Genomic DNA, 14,907 nt, shown 5'->3' with positions numbered 1-14,907 from the left:
GCTCTTGCAATGGTTTTTTTGCATGCGGTCGATTTCTTTTACTATACGGCAAAAGCCCCGCACTAAGCGGAGCTTTTTACAAATCTTTCTTCAAATCAGCCAAAATATTCATGGCATCCAGTGGTGTCAAACTAAAAATATCCAGCTGGCGCAAGCGATCGATAATTGGATTTTCTTGAGTAAAAAGGTCCAACTGACCAGACGGCTCTCCAATTTTCTCTTTTTCCGAAGAATAGCTGAGCTGCCCAGATTGACTTTCCAGTTGCTGCAAGATGACAGCCGCACGCGCAAGTAACCCTTCTGGCATGCCCGCAATCTTGGCCACGTGAATGCCGTAAGACTTGTCCGCAGGACCCGGCGCAATCTTGTGCAAGAAAGTCACTTGACCATTTTCTTCCAAGGTCGCAACATGAACATTTTCCAGCTGTGACAAGGTGTCGCTCAGACGCGTCAATTCGTGATAGTGGGTGGCAAAGAGCGTTTTGGCTCCAATTTCTTCATGAATATATTCGATGATAGACTGAGCCAAGGCCATTCCGTCATAAGTGGCAGTTCCGCGTCCCAATTCATCAAATAAGATAAGGGAATGTGGCGTGGCTAGACGAATGGCTTTGTTGGCCTCCATCATTTCAACCATAAAGGTAGACTGCCCACTGACCAAGTCGTCTGCTGCGCCAATCCGAGTGAAAATGGCATCAAAAACAGGTAGCTCTGCCATTTTTGCAGGAACATAGGCCCCTATTTGAGCCAAGACTACGATAACGGCCAATTGCCGCATATAAGTGGATTTACCGCTCATGTTAGGTCCTGTAATGAGCTGAACATGAGTGTCAATCCCTAGTAAGATGGAGTTAGGAATATAAGATTGAGCTCCCATGACTTTTTCAACCACTGCATGGCGTCCCTCAACAATCTCAATCATCCGCTCATTCGTAAAGGTTGGGCAAATCAGATGCTGGCGCTCCGAAACTGTAGCAAAGGCCTGAAGGACATCAACGGTTGCCAAATTCCGTGCTAATTCTTGCAAGCGGCCAATGTATTTTTCGACTTCTTGACGAACCCGCATGAAGATTTCATATTCTAAACTGGACGAATGGTCCCGAGCCTCTAACATTTGGCCTTCGATTTTGGCTAACTCTTCCGTACCGTAGCGCTCCGAATTTTTCAAAGTCGCCTTACGGAAAAAGTGCTCAGGCACATGGGCCAAATTGGAATTGGTCACGTGGAAATAGTAACCATCTTTTTTATTATAGTCAATTTTCAGATTAGAAATTCCTGAAGCAGCACGTTCCTTAGCTTCCACTTCAGCAATCCAGCTGGTGCCTTCCCGCATGACTGTACGGTATTGATCCAAACGCTCATCAAAGCCCGTCCGAATAATATTCCCCTCGGTAATCGTGCCCTGGGCTTCTGGATCAATGGCAGAGCTAATCAGAGCGTGGAGTTCTGGGATAGCATCTAGTTTTGCCACTAAGTCTTCCAGAGCAGGCTCATTGATTTGCTCCAAAATAGCACGAATGACAGGAACATTGCCGAGAGTATGCGCCAATTGCAAGAGATCTTTAGGAGTGGTTTTGCCGAAGGACACCCGACTGGCCAAGCGCTCAATATCGTAAACACCTTTTAGACTTTCGGTCAGGTCGCTTCGCTCAAAGAAGTAATCCAAGAAAACTTGCACCACCTCCTGACGCGCACGAATTTTTTCTTTGTCAATCAGTGGGCGGTCGATCCAAGTCCGCAAGAGGCGCAATCCCATGGCCGTCTTGGTCTCATCCAAGAACCAATAAAGGGAACCATGTTTTTTGCCTGTGCGTGCATTTTCTAGCAGATCCAAACTAGACTTGGTTGCATAATCCATCTGCAAGTAGTCCTTGATTTCATAGCGAGAAACTTTTTGTAAGTGGATCAAGTCACGCAATTGGGTCCGATGGACATAGCTTAAAAGCTTGCCAGCGCAGCTTTTTTCCAAAGAATCTAAGGCGCGGTCAATCAAGTCCGTTTCAAGCAAGGCCTCATCTTCAAAGGATAAGAGCAGATTCATCTGACGAGAAAGCAAGTCTTCCTCCATCTCCGAAAGCGAGTATCCTACCACAACTTCACGCGCTCGCAAATTACGAATCTCACTGCAAACACCGGACAAATCATCTAAGCTAGTCACATAGAATTGACCCGTTGCTACATCCATATACGCAAGTGCATAGCGGATACCTTCTTTGTCAATGGCCACTAAGAAATTACTCTCCGCATCTAGCTTAAGTGAGTCCACAACTGTCCCCGGCGTGATGATTTGAACCACTTCACGCTTGACCACACCTACTCGATGTATTGTTGGGCAGCATGATAAGGTACCCCCGCCATGGGAATAGGATTTTCCGCATTTTTGTTGCGACTAGTCAAGGTCAACTCTAATATCTGCGCCGCCTCTATCGCGTCTTCATAAAATAATTCATAAAAGTCACCCATTCGAAAAAGCAAAAAAGCATCTGGATGTTTGCCCTTGATATCCAGATACTGCTGCATTCCTGGGGAAATTTTTTCTGTTGTCATCTGCTTTCCCTCATTCTAATAAAAAATGATTGATTTCATCCTCTACAGATTTGGCTGCCGCTTCATCCCGACAAATGACCAAAAGCGTGTCTGCGCCAGCGATGGTCCCAAGGACGCTAGACGGTTTCTCTGCATCAATAATATTGGCCATAAGTGCAGCCTCTCCCAAGTCTGAATGAAGAACCAAGATAAAACTAGCGCGTTCTACCTTATAGGTGTACTCTGCTAGGAGTTTACTGAAAATTTCCTGCTCATCCTTGACAGAAAGAGCATAATAAGAGCGGCCATTTTCATAGGCCTTAACCAATCCAATCTCGCGCAAATCACGCGATAAAGTTGTCTGAGTGACAGAAACCTCTCTTTTTTCCAATTCTTCTTGAATATCAATCTGACGGCTAATTTTTTCCTTACGAATGATAGCCTGAATTAACTCATGTCGTTCATTTTTATTCATTCATAGTACCTCAAAGTGCATAACATAGACCTATTATATCAAAATTTATTCTTTTTATCATAATATTAGGAGGGAAATGTGTTAAAATAGAGTCAAGAAGACTGGAGGTTTTATTATGAATCAAAAACAACTGGTTGCTGATAGATTGTCCGCTGTTATCGCTAGTCTAGATGCCCAAGCTATTTATGCCTTACTTGGAAAACCAAAATCATCTGAAATGGGAGATATCGCTTTTCCTGCCTTCTCACTTGCAAAGGTAGAACGAAAAGCACCGCAAGTTATCGCAAGCGATATCGTAGAAAAATTAGACATGGAAGGCTTCGAAAAAGTCGTAGCCACTGGTCCTTACATCAACTTCTTCCTTGATAAAGCTGCTATCTCAAAAGAAGTACTACACACCATTATCGAAGAAAAGGAAGACTACGGTCAGCTCCACATCGGGGATGGAGAAACTGTCACTTTGGATATGTCTAGTCCAAATATCGCAAAACCATTCTCAGTTGGTCACTTACGTTCAACCGTTATTGCGGACTCTATTGGTCACATTTATTCAAAACTTGGCTACAATGCCATTCGTATCAATCACCTCGGTGACTGGGGTAAACAATTCGGAATGTTGATTGTGGCCTATAAACTTTGGGGTGATAAAGCCGCTGTTGAGGCCAATCCAATCGATGAATTGCTCAAACTCTATGTTCGTATTAATGCTGAAGCCGATGAGAATCCAGAATTGGACGAGCAAGCTCGTCAATGGTTCAAAAAGTTAGAGGATGGCGATCAAGAAGCTTTGGATTTGTGGAAATGGTTCCGCGACGAGAGCTTGGTGGAATTCAACCGTATCTACGACAAATTAAACGTTAGCTTTGACCACTTCCACGGTGAGGCCTTTTACAATGATAAGATGGATGAAGGTATTCAAATTCTTGAAGATAAACACCTTCTTCAGGAATCAAAAGGGGCACAAATCGTTAACCTTGAAAAATATGATTTGCCACCTGCATTGATCAAAAAATCAGACGGTGCCACACTTTACATCACACGTGATATGGCAACAGCTATGTACCGTCAACGTACCTTCAACTTCGTGAAAAATATCTATGTCGTGGGTCAAGAACAATCTCACCACTTCAAACAATTAAAAGCTGTCTTGAAAGAAATGGGATTTGACTGGTCAGATGATATGATTCACGTTTCCTTCGGTTTGGTTACGAAGAACAAGAAGAAGTTGTCTACACGTAAAGGCAATATCATCCGTTTGGAACCAACACTTGATGAAGCTGTTTCACGCGCTCTTGCTCAAATTGAAGAGAAAAACCCTAACCTTGAAAACAAGGAAGAAGTTGCAAAAGAAGTTGGTATCGGTGCTGTTAAATTCTACGACTTGAAGACAGACCGCGACAACGGTTACGACTTTGACTTGGAAGCTATGGTTTCCTTTGAAGGCGAAACTGGACCTTATGTTCAATATGCGTACGCTCGTATCCAATCTATCTTACGCAAAGCTAACTTTACAGCCGACGCAACTGCTACTTATGCTCTTAATGACGCTGAAAGCTGGGACATCATCAAATTGCTCCAAAGCTTCTCTGCAACCATTGAACGCGCAGCAGATAAATACGATCCTTCACTAATCGCAAAATATGCCATCAACTTAGCACAAAGCTTCAACAAATACTACGCTCATACGCGTATCTTGGATGAAAGCCCAGAACGTGACAGCCGCCTAGCACTTGCCTACGCAACTGGTCTCGTCCTTAAAGAATCTCTCCGCCTTCTCGGTGTAGAAGCCCCAGAAAAAATGTAAACAAAAAATCCAGAGATTATCTCTGGATTTTTTCTGCGAAAAACGAAGCTGGACAACAGTCTCGCCTTGTTTTGCTTTTTCAATCATAGCCACTTGATGCGGTGGTTGATTAGGTAGGTCGCTACCTAATCAACTGTTCAACCTCAAAATAAAAAAGTGGAGACAAAATCGAAATCGCCATTTTATGACAATGAACGATTGTTATCCCACTCTCTTCCTATTTTAAATATCCGTCGCGTTTTGCTCCAAGGTTGGCATAGCTTTTGGTTTACGCATATGGAAAAAGATTATCAATCCGAAGTAAATGATGAAGAGAACAATATTCAAAGCATAGCCACCAAGCATAGTTGCTTGAACAGTATTACGGACCGTTACATCTGTATAAATTGAGGTCAATCCTCTTGTCCCAATAAAGCTATAAGTAGACAAAATCAAAGTTCCAAAAAGGTAACCAATGTAAGTGTAGGATGCTGTTTCAAATTTCTTTTGAATTAAGAAAACAGCAGCAACTATTAGCGCCACTACCAAAATGACTGCCAATATTTTATTAACAATATTTGTCTGGAACTGAAACGCTGCATTGCTAAAGGAAATCATCTCATTGTCAATTGGAATTCCCGCTGCTTCAAATTGGGAACGAAGACCTGCTTCATCAAATTTAGACATAAAAACAGTCCATGAACGATACAGGCTAGAAATCCCTGACAAAATTAAAAATACATACAAGTGTGTCCACTTTTTCATATTAAAACCTCCATATTGTATGATATGGCTAGTATAATACTTAACACTCAAAATTGCAAGTGTTTCCAAGAAAAAATACAAAAAAAACCAGCCGAAGCTAGTTTTCCTATCTGTCAGTTTAGCCCAATTTCCAAATATCTTCGTTGTATTGTGCAATTGTACGGTCACTTGAGAAGAAACCTGCCTTAGAAGTGTTAACGATAACTTTTTCAAGCCAGCTTGAGCGGTCTTCGTAGTCCGCAAGCATTTCCTCTTTAACCTTGATGTAGTCTTCCAAGTCAAGAAGAGTCATGAACCAGTCTTTGACAATTAGTTCATTGTGTAAGCGTTCCAAACGTTCTTTATTTCCAAGTGCCACTACTTCGTCGCTTACGATAAAGTCAACAAGCGGTTTGATAGCATCTTGCTCATAAAATTCACGTGAAACATAGCCATTGTTTGCATACAAATCAATAACAGTCTCGCTATCTTTACCAGAGACATAGATATTTTCATCGCCGACCAATTCATGGATTTCCACGTTGGCACCGTCTTCTGTACCCAATGTCAATGCACCGTTAAGCATGAATTTCATGTTACCAGTACCAGACGCTTCTTTAGAAGCAAGAGAAATTTGCTCTGAAATATCTGCGGCTGGAATGAGGAAGCTAGCTGCAGTAACGTTGTAGTTTTCAACCATGACAACTTGCAAGTGTGGAGCCACTTCAGGATCTTTTGCAATCAATTCTGACAGAAGACAGTCAATGGACGCGCTGGAATATTGCCAGCTTTGATATCCAAGTATTTATGGATAACATAAAGAGCATTCATTTGTTGGCGTTTGTACTCGTGGAGGCGTTTGATTTGGATATCAAAGATAGAATCTGGGTTAATCGTCACACCTTGATGAGCTTCCAAGAAACGTTGTAATTTACGTTTGTTATGGAACTTGATAGATTCCAATTTATCTTTGACTGCTGCATCATCTTTGAAATTGAGGAACTCTTCCAAGGCAGATGCATCATGATGGTAATCGCCACCCAACAATTGATCCAAATAATGAGTCAAGCTTGAGTTACAGTGCATCAACCAACGACGGAAGGTAATTCCGTTTGTTTTGTTGTTGAATTTTTCTGGGTAGAGATCGTAGAATGGCTTCAATTCAGAAGTTTTGAGGATATCCGTGTGAAGTGCCGCTACACCATTTACAGAGTATCCATAGTGAATATCCATGTGCGCCATGTGGACACGACCTGATTCGTCAATGATCTGAACACTGTCAGCAAGACCTTGCTCTTTGATACGACGATCCAATTCTTTGATGATTGGTACTAAGTGAGGTACCACTTCTTCCAAGAAATCAAGCGGCCATTTTTCTAAAGCTTCTGCCAAGATGGTATGGTTGGTGTAAGCTGTCATAGATTTAACAATCTCAATGGCTTCGTCGAGTTCAATACCACGCTCAGTCAAAAGACGGATAAGTTCTGGGATGACCATAGAAGGGTGAGTATCGTTGATTTGCACCACAGCATAGTCTGCCAAGTCATGCAAGTTGCTACCTTTTTCAGTCGCTTCGTCAATCAAGAGCTGAGCAGCATTTGATACCATAAAGTACTGTTGGAAAATACGGAGCAATTCACCCTGACGATCTGAATCATCTGGATAAAGGAAAAGTGTCAAGTTTTTCAAGATATTGGTCTTGTCAAAGTTGATACCATCATGAATGAGGGAGCTATCTACTGATCCCAAATCAAAGAGACGAAGACGGTTTTTAGTCGCTGTTTTATAACCTGGCACATCAATATCGTACAAAGTAGAAACCAAGTCAAAATGTGCGAATGGAACTTGGTAAGAACGAGTAGATGGCGTCAACCAGCTCTCATCTGTGATCCACTCATTTGGTTCAGTGAATTGTTGGTTGTCTTTGAATACTTGTTTGAAGAGACCGAAATGGTAGTTAAGACCTACACCGTCACCATTCAGACCAAGTGTTGCAATCGAATCCAAGAAGCAGGCTGCCAAACGACCCAAACCACCATTACCAAGAGATGGTTCTAATTCCATGCTTTCAATTTCAATCAAGTCTTTACCAGCCTCAGCCAATTCAGCTTTCACATCGTCATAAAGACCCAAGTTAATCAAATTATTTGATAAAAGTTTCCCAATCAAAAACTCAGCTGAAATGTAGTAAACTTTTTTCTTGCTGTCATTAGTTGGTTTTTGACCACTTGCTTCCTTGCTCATTTCGAGAAGAGCACAGTAAAGTTCTTCGTTGCTACACGCTGCAATCGTCTTGTCATATTTTTTAGCGACAAATTCTTGTAAATTCATGAGTTAGTTTTCCCCGTTTTTCTGTTACAGTTTTTTGATTTTTCTCTTATTTTTTCAAGAGTATATTTTCTCGGCGATAAGTGACCGTGTAATCCAAGAGTTGCTCTTCGATTTCTGGAGTCAGTTCATTTTCCGTCATACGCCATACCCAGTTCTCACCGACCGTATTTGGTAAATTCATACGAGTAGTGCCATCTAAACCAAGCAAATCTTGCATGGTGACTACTGTCATAAAGGCGACTGATGAGAACAAGAGACGGAAGAGTGCTTGATTGACACTTTCATCTTGACCACGATGGCTATATTTATCAAGATAAGCACGCCCTTCAGCAGTAGTTTCTGTCTCATACCAACCACGGATTGTATTGTTGTCATGTGTACCTGTATAGGCCACGACATTGTTGCGATGATGATGTGGTGCTTCTTGGCTATCTCCATTCGGATCAAAAGCAAATTGCAAGATTTTCATCCCTGGGAAACCGGTCGTTTCACGCAATTCAATCACGCGATCAGTTACAGGGCCCAAATCTTCAGCGATGATATTAAGATCACCCAATTCTTTTTTGATGGTTGCAAAGAGCTCAAATCCCGGCGCCTCAACACGACGACCGTTGACAGCCGTTTCTTCTCAAGCAGGAATTTCCCAATAGGAAGCAAAACCGATAAAGTGATCAATCCGCACCATATCGTAGATTTTGAAGCTTTCGCGTAAGCGAGCAATCCACCAAGTAAAGCCATCCTCTTTCATAGCATCCCAATCGTAGATTGGATTGCCCCAAAGTTGGCCGATCGCTGAAAAATCATCTGGCGGGCAACCTGCGACACAACTTGGTCGACCGTCTCTGTCCGTCTTGAAGAATTGAGGATTTGCCCACATATCAGCTGAATCCGCTGCGATATAAATCGGCATATCTCCAACAAATTCAACACCAGCTTTATTGGCGTAATCTTTGAGCTCTTTCCACTGGCTAAAGAACCAAAATTGAGTCACGCGATGATAATTGATTTGATCTGCCAATTTTTCGCGATAGCGAACAAGAGCTTCTGGTTTGCGCAAGCGAATATCATCATCTGCCCACTCCGTCCAAGCAGACAAGCCAAAAGATTCTTTGATGGCCATGTATTCAGCAAAAGTGTCTAGCCATTCTGCTTGCTCTTCTAGGAAGGTTTGATAGCCCGCAGGTACATCTTTTGCTAAAAAGCTAGCGACAGCCTTTTCCAAAAGGGGACGACGCGCATTAAAAATGCGTGCATAATCCACTTCTCGAGGATTGTCGCCAAATTGAACATCCGCCACATCCGCCTCTGTCAAATAACCTGCCTCAATCAAAAGGTCTAAGTCAATAAAGTGCGTATTACCCGCGAAAGCAGAAAAAGATTGGTAAGGCGAATCGCCATAACTAGTAGGATCCAAAGGCAAAATCTGCCAATAGCGTTGCTTGGTCCGAACCAAAAAATCTACAAAGTCATAGGCAGCCTGACCCAATGAGCCAATTCCATACCTGCCTGATAGAGAAGAAATGTGCATGAGCACACCACTCTGACGTTCTTTCATGTGTACACCTCTAAGTAAATAGATTGTTTAAGAAAAATAGCGCAAACGTTTGCTTTGTTTTTATTATATAGTGTTAGCGCTCACAAATCAAGTAAAAACGAAAATTTTTCTAAAAATTTTTTAGAGACAATCTTCCTACTATATAATAACTTATTTTTTTCAAAAAAAGCGAAAAAACCACTTGCAAGCGCATTCATTTTGTAGTACACTATAGGTGTTTGAGAAAGCGTTTGCGTTGGCAAAGCAAAATTTCGTAATTAATTTTTTAGGAGGACAATTCGTATGTTGAATTGGAAAAAAGTTGCTCTTGGCTCATTGTCACTAGCGTCAGTTGCTGCTCTTGCAGCATGTGGTAACGGCGGTTCTTCATCTTCAGATAGCAACAAGTCTGAAAAAGGTGGCGATAAATTAGTTGTGTCTGTTGACCCAGGTTATATCGATTACATGAAAGGTATCAAAGACAAATTCGAAAAAGACTCTGGTGTTAAACTTGAAGTCAAAGAAGAAGGCATGATGGACACCCTCGATAAGTTAGCGACAGATGGTCCTACTGGTGCTGCTCCTGATGTATTCCTTGCACCATATGACCGTGTGGGTGGTCTTGGCAACGAGGGTCAATTGGCTGAATTGAAGCTCGGCAACGAAGCTGACTTTGATGATACAGCTAAAAACTTGGTAACAATGGATGGCAAAACCTATGGTGCTCCAGCGGTTGTTGAATCACTTGTTCTTTACTACAATCAAGACTTGATTAAAGAAGCTCCAAAAACATTTGCTGAGTTAGAAGAACTTCAAAAAGATCCTAAATATGCATTTGCTGGTGAAGATGGTAAAGCAGTTGGTTTCTTAGCAAAATGGACTGACTTCTACTATGCATACGGCTTGATTGCTGGTTACGGTGGTTATGTGTTTGGTGAAGATGGTACTGATCCATCAGATATCGGTCTTGCAAACGCTGCTGCTGTTGAAGGTTTGGAATACGCTAAAAAATGGTACGGCACATGGCCTCAAGGAATGCAAGATCCTACAAAAGCTGGTGACTTCATAACAGAACAATTTGTTACAGGTAAAGCTGCTGCAATCATCGACGGTCCTTGGGCTGCTGCCGGTTTGACAGATGCAGGCGTAAACTGGGGTGCTGCTCAAATCCCAACTCTTGCAAATGGTAAAAACTACGAAGCCTTTGGTGGTGGTAAAGCTTGGGTTGTTTCAAACTACAGCGCAAACATGGAAGCTGCTCAAAAATTGGTTGACTTCTTGACTACCGAAGAAAACCAAACTGCTTTCTATGAAGCTACACAAGAAATTCCTGCTAATACAAAAGCTCGTGAAGCTGTTGCTGCTAAAGGAAATGAATTGACAACTGCCGTTATCAACCAATTTGCTAACGCACAACCAATGCCAAACATTCCTCAAATGGCTGAAGTTTGGGAACCAGCAGCAACATTGTTCTTCGATGTAGCATCTGGTAACAAAGAACCAAAAGCAGCTAGCGAAGCAACTGTTAAATTCATCAAAGAAGCAATTGAACAAAAATACGCTGAATAATTCATCTACCCTAAAAAGCTGATTCAGATATTCCTGTTCAGCTTTTTATCTCTCTATCAAGTTTTTATGTCTTGGTAAAGAGATAAAAGATTAAACAGATACACTAGGAGAAAGAACCGAATATGAACAAAGCTGCATTTTTGCATATTCCAGATTCAAGATATTGTTTTGCTATTTCCGACACGGAGCTCGTTATCCGTTTGCGGGTAGCAAAAGAAGACAAAGATTTAGCCATCTCACTGGTCTACGGTGATAAATATAGCTATCAAGATCGCCAAGAAGAATCCCCTATGACTTTGGCGTTTGTAGACCATCTACATGCTTACTTTGAAGCTCGTTTGCAGCTAAGTGATGTACGCTTTGTCTATATTTTTAAGGTCCAAGATGATAAGGAAGCACTCTTTTATAGCGAAAGTGGTTTCAGCAAAGAATATGATTTTTCTATTGCATTCTATGATTGTTTCCAAATGCCTTATATCAACCCGATTGATGTTCATCGAGTAGTAGATTGGGCAGACGACGCGGTCTTTTATCAGATCTTTGTGGATCGTTTTTACCGTGGGGACATAGATAAAGACGATAGCTATATCAATATGGCCTGGACAGACAAACCTCTGCCAACAAGTTTTGCTGGAGGTGATTTAGACGGTATTCGTCAAAAACTAAGCTACTTGAAAAGTTTGGGTGTCAACACTATTTACCTGACCCCTATCTTCAAATCCATCAGCAATCACAAGTACGACATCAATGATTACTATGAAATTGACCGTCAATTCGGTACTAAGATTTCCTCTAAAGCACTAGTTGATGAACTCCACGCGCTCGGTATGCGAATTGTCATGGATGCAGTATTTAATCACTCCAGCGATTTATGGGAGCCGTTCCAAGATGTCTTAAAAAATGGCGGAGCTTCTACCTATTTTGATTGGTTTATGATTGATGGTGACCAGCCAAGCATCGAAAAAAGAAATTATGAGACCTTTGCAACTGTCGCTTACATGCCAAAACTCAATACTTCAAATCTGGATGTTCAAAACTATTTACTAGAGGTTACGAGCTATTGGACACAAGAATTTAAACTAGATGGATGGCGACTAGATGTATCCGATGAAGTTTCACACGACTTCTGGCGTCGATTCAGAAAGACTGTCAAATCCATCAATCCAAATCTCATCATTATCGGTGAAAACTGGCATGATGCTTATCCGTATTTACAAGGTGACCAATATGATGGTATCATGAACTATGCCTTTACAAAGGCCTGTTTAGATTATTTTGCAACTGAGAGCCTCTCTTCCGTAGGCATGGCAGAACGTCTTAACCATATTCTTATGCGCAATACAGATGCGGTAAATCGCATGAATCTCAATCTCTTAGATTCACACGATACCCATCGCTTCCTAACCCAAGTTAAAGGTTCTAAGGACAAATTACTAGCTGCGACAGCTCTGCTATTTACCTTCGTCGGTATTCCTTGCCTCTACTACGGTACAGAGCTTGGAATGGAAGGCGGATATGATCCCGATTGTCGTAGAGGATTTGATTGGAATAAAGAACATTGGGATATAGAATTGCTTGAAAAAATGAAATCCATCATCAAACTCAAGCAAGAGCCTGTAACCCAAAAAGGATCCATTAACATCAGCGCTACGGATGACCTCCTCTCATTAAAACGTACTTTCGGGCAGCTAACTTTAGAATTGCTCATAAATAATGGGAAAAGAGGGTGCGTCCATGCTGATAACGTAGTCATACAAAATGGATTTTCTAACAGTGTATTAAAAGCAAATGGTTTCTTAATACACATCTCAGCTCTATAAGGAGAAAGCAAATATGAAAAAATATATTATCCCTACCCTAGCGACAATTGCATTATCCACTTTATTCCAAACTGTACAAGCAGACGAAGCCAACTCAGTACAAAACAAAGCTGATTTTTCAACAGATTCTATTTATCAGATCGTCACAGATAGATTCTCTGACGGTGACGCTACAAATAATGCTCAAGGTGAATTATTCGATAAAAGCAACCCTCGTAAGTATCACGGAGGAGACTGGAAAGGAATCATATCCAAAATTCAAGATGGTTACCTGACTAAAATGGGTATCTCCGCTATTTGGATCTCTTCTCCGGTCGAAAACATCGAATCAATTGACCCATCTTCAAATAGTGCCGCTTACCATGGTTACTGGGCAAGAGATTTCTTCCGTACCAATAAACATTTCGGTACAATGGAGGATTTCAAAGAATTAATTTCCGTAGCGCATGCAAATAATATTAAGATTGTCATTGACTTTGCACCAAACCATACCTCTACTGCCGAATATAGTGGCTACACTTTCCCAGAAGATGGCGCCCTTTATCGAGACGCCCAGCTAGTAGGGAAATTCACCGGTGATACTCAAAACCTCTTCAATCACGAGTCTTGGTCACAAAAACCTGATTTAGAAGATGGAATTTACCATAGTCTATATGGTCTTGCTGACTTAAACAATGTAAATCCAACAGTAGATACTTATATGAAGGATGCTATCCAGCTATGGCTAGATATGGGAGTGGATGGTATTCGGGTAGATGCTGTCAAGCATATGTCTCTCGGCTGGCAAAAGAACTGGTTGAGTAGTATTTACGAAAAACACAATGTCTTTGCATTTGGAGAATGGTTCGTTGGAGGAGTTGGCAATGATCGCGACATGGCCCATTTTACAAATAATAGTGGCATGAGTCTACTCGACTTCCGTTTCGCAAATGCTGTGCGTAAACTCTACACTAATCTTTCTGCTTCAATGGGTGATTTTTATAATGTTATGAAAGCTACGGAAGCAGATTACGAAGAAGTAACGGATCAAGTAACGTTCATTGATAACCATGACATGAAACGTTTTTCAACAATTGTAAATGGAAACAAAACAGCGGTTCATCAGGCTTACACACTCTTATTAACTTCAAGAGGTGTTCCAAATCTCTACTATGGTAGTGAGCAATACGCTCAAGGTGCAGATGACCCTGAAAACCGTGGAGACATGACTAGCTTTGATCAAAACTCAGTTGCCTACCAAGTAATCAGTAAACTAGCACCATTGAGAAAGATTAATCAAGGACTAGCTTATGGCGATACACAACAACGCTGGGTAAACCAAGATGTACTTGTCTTTGAAAGAAAATTCGGAGACCATGTCGCTTTGATTGCATTAAACAAAAATCAATCTCGTTCATACCAAGTTACCAATGCGCAAACAGCTATGCCTGCTGGAACACATGCCGACAAATTAGGAGGCTTGTTAGGTGGTTCTGACTTAGTGGTTACTCAATCTGGAAGTGTTCAAGATTTCGAACTAGCACCTGGAAAAGTTACTGTTTGGACGTATGAAGGTAAGGGACAAGAACTAGGATTAGCTGACGTTGATACTTCAATGGGCTTACCAGGAAATACCGTTACGCTAAGTGGACAAGGATTTGGTACTGAAACAGGAACTGTCTACTTTAATGACAAAGCTGCAGAAGTACTCGAATGGGATCAAACATTAGTCAAGGTTAGAGTTCCTGAGCTCGCAGCCGGTTCATACAGTGTTTCATTAACAACTAGTGCAGGCTCACAAAGCAATGCATATGCTAACTTTGAAGTGTTAACAAACAAATTCCTGTTCGGTTGAAAATCAATAACTTCTCAACTGCTTGGGGAGATCAACTTTACTTACTAGGTAATGTTCCTGAATTAGGTGGAGGAGATGAAAACAAAGCTATCGGCCCACTATTCAATAAGACTTCTACAATAGCTGAATATCCGAACTGGTTCTATGATGTTAGTCTTCCAGTCAATACAGACATTCAATATCAATTCGTTAAGAAGGATCAAAATGGTAAGGTTCTTTGGAAGAGTGATTACAACAACTTCAAGACTGGTGACCAAGCTAGCACAATTACATTAAAAGAATAAACACATC

At 41.4% G+C, this 14,907-nt stretch carries 7 protein-coding genes and 3 pseudogenes; 5 read left to right on the top strand and 5 right to left on the bottom strand.

Annotated features, from left to right (window positions below):
- Positions 1 to 76: 76 nt before the first annotated feature.
- Positions 77 to 2,547, bottom strand: a pseudogene (gene mutS, locus AEX56_RS00395) (DNA mismatch repair protein MutS).
- A 10-nt stretch (positions 2,548 to 2,557) separates the two neighbouring features.
- Positions 2,558 to 3,001 (bottom strand): arginine repressor, encoded by a 444-nt coding sequence (gene argR, locus AEX56_RS00390; protein WP_049617468.1) that lies wholly within the window; start codon positions 2,999 to 3,001, stop codon positions 2,558 to 2,560.
- A gap of 115 nt (positions 3,002 to 3,116) precedes the next feature.
- Between argR and argS the strand changes: the two genes are divergently transcribed.
- Entirely contained in the window at positions 3,117 to 4,805 is a 1,689-nt protein-coding gene (gene argS, locus AEX56_RS00385) for an arginine--tRNA ligase (RefSeq protein WP_049617467.1), read from the top strand.
- A gap of 222 nt (positions 4,806 to 5,027) precedes the next feature.
- Here argS and AEX56_RS00380 read toward each other — a convergent pair whose 3' ends face one another.
- The 3 genes and pseudogenes from AEX56_RS00380 to malQ all read right to left on the bottom strand — a co-directional run bounded on the left by AEX56_RS00380 (position 5,028) and on the right by malQ (position 9,414).
- Positions 5,028 to 5,549 carry an ABC transporter permease gene (locus AEX56_RS00380; protein ID WP_049617466.1) on the bottom strand — a complete coding sequence of 174 codons (522 nt, stop codon included), beginning with the start codon at positions 5,547 to 5,549 and terminating at the stop codon, positions 5,028 to 5,030.
- Between the two features lie 118 nt (positions 5,550 to 5,667).
- Positions 5,668 to 7,859: pseudogene (gene glgP, locus AEX56_RS00375) on the bottom strand (glycogen/starch/alpha-glucan family phosphorylase).
- Positions 7,860 to 7,905: 46 nt separating this feature from the next.
- Positions 7,906 to 9,414 (bottom strand): annotated as a pseudogene (malQ, locus tag AEX56_RS00370) (4-alpha-glucanotransferase).
- Between the two features lie 282 nt (positions 9,415 to 9,696).
- On the opposite strand from malQ, the gene AEX56_RS00365 reads away from it, so the two are divergent.
- The 4 genes from AEX56_RS00365 (at position 9,697) to AEX56_RS09300 (ending at position 14,900) form a co-directional block, all read left to right on the top strand.
- Positions 9,697 to 10,962, top strand: coding sequence for an extracellular solute-binding protein (locus AEX56_RS00365; RefSeq protein ID WP_049617465.1), 1,266 nt, complete (start codon positions 9,697 to 9,699; stop codon positions 10,960 to 10,962).
- 122 nt (positions 10,963 to 11,084) lie between these two features.
- Positions 11,085 to 12,782: a glycoside hydrolase family 13 protein gene (locus AEX56_RS00360; RefSeq protein WP_049617464.1), complete on the top strand. Its 1,698-nt coding sequence runs from the start codon at positions 11,085 to 11,087 to the stop codon at positions 12,780 to 12,782.
- A gap of 13 nt (positions 12,783 to 12,795) precedes the next feature.
- Positions 12,796 to 14,616, top strand: a complete 1,821-nt coding sequence (locus AEX56_RS00355) for an alpha-amylase family glycosyl hydrolase (protein WP_330218239.1) — start codon at positions 12,796 to 12,798, stop codon at positions 14,614 to 14,616.
- The gene (locus AEX56_RS09300; protein ID WP_330218238.1) at positions 14,613 to 14,900 is read left to right on the top strand and encodes a carbohydrate-binding module family 20 domain-containing protein; all 288 of its coding nucleotides are present in this window, start codon (positions 14,613 to 14,615) and stop codon (positions 14,898 to 14,900) included. Before AEX56_RS00355 ends, AEX56_RS09300 begins: the two co-directional genes overlap by 4 nt.
- Positions 14,901 to 14,907 lie beyond the last annotated feature (7 nt).

It is taken from the genome of Streptococcus sp. X13SY08 (genome assembly GCF_001182825.2).
Taxonomy (GTDB): Bacteria; Bacillota; Bacilli; order Lactobacillales; family Streptococcaceae; genus Streptococcus.
The sequence above is the reverse complement of the archived record's forward strand: the minus strand, read 5'-3'. Positions and strand labels throughout refer to the sequence as shown.

Excerpts from the sequence above, each read along its gene's own strand:
- AEX56_RS00355 (WP_330218239.1), top strand. The coding sequence starts at position 12,796 with ATGAAAAAATATATTATCCCTACCCTAGCGACAATTGCATTATCCACT.
- AEX56_RS00380 (WP_049617466.1), bottom strand. The coding sequence starts at position 5,549 with ATGAAAAAGTGGACACACTTGTATGTATTTTTAATTTTGTCAGGGATT.
- argR (WP_049617468.1), bottom strand. The coding sequence starts at position 3,001 with ATGAATAAAAATGAACGACATGAGTTAATTCAGGCTATCATTCGTAAG.
- AEX56_RS00360 (WP_049617464.1), top strand. The coding sequence starts at position 11,085 with ATGAACAAAGCTGCATTTTTGCATATTCCAGATTCAAGATATTGTTTT.
- argS (WP_049617467.1), top strand. The coding sequence starts at position 3,117 with ATGAATCAAAAACAACTGGTTGCTGATAGATTGTCCGCTGTTATCGCT.
- AEX56_RS00365 (WP_049617465.1), top strand. The coding sequence starts at position 9,697 with ATGTTGAATTGGAAAAAAGTTGCTCTTGGCTCATTGTCACTAGCGTCA.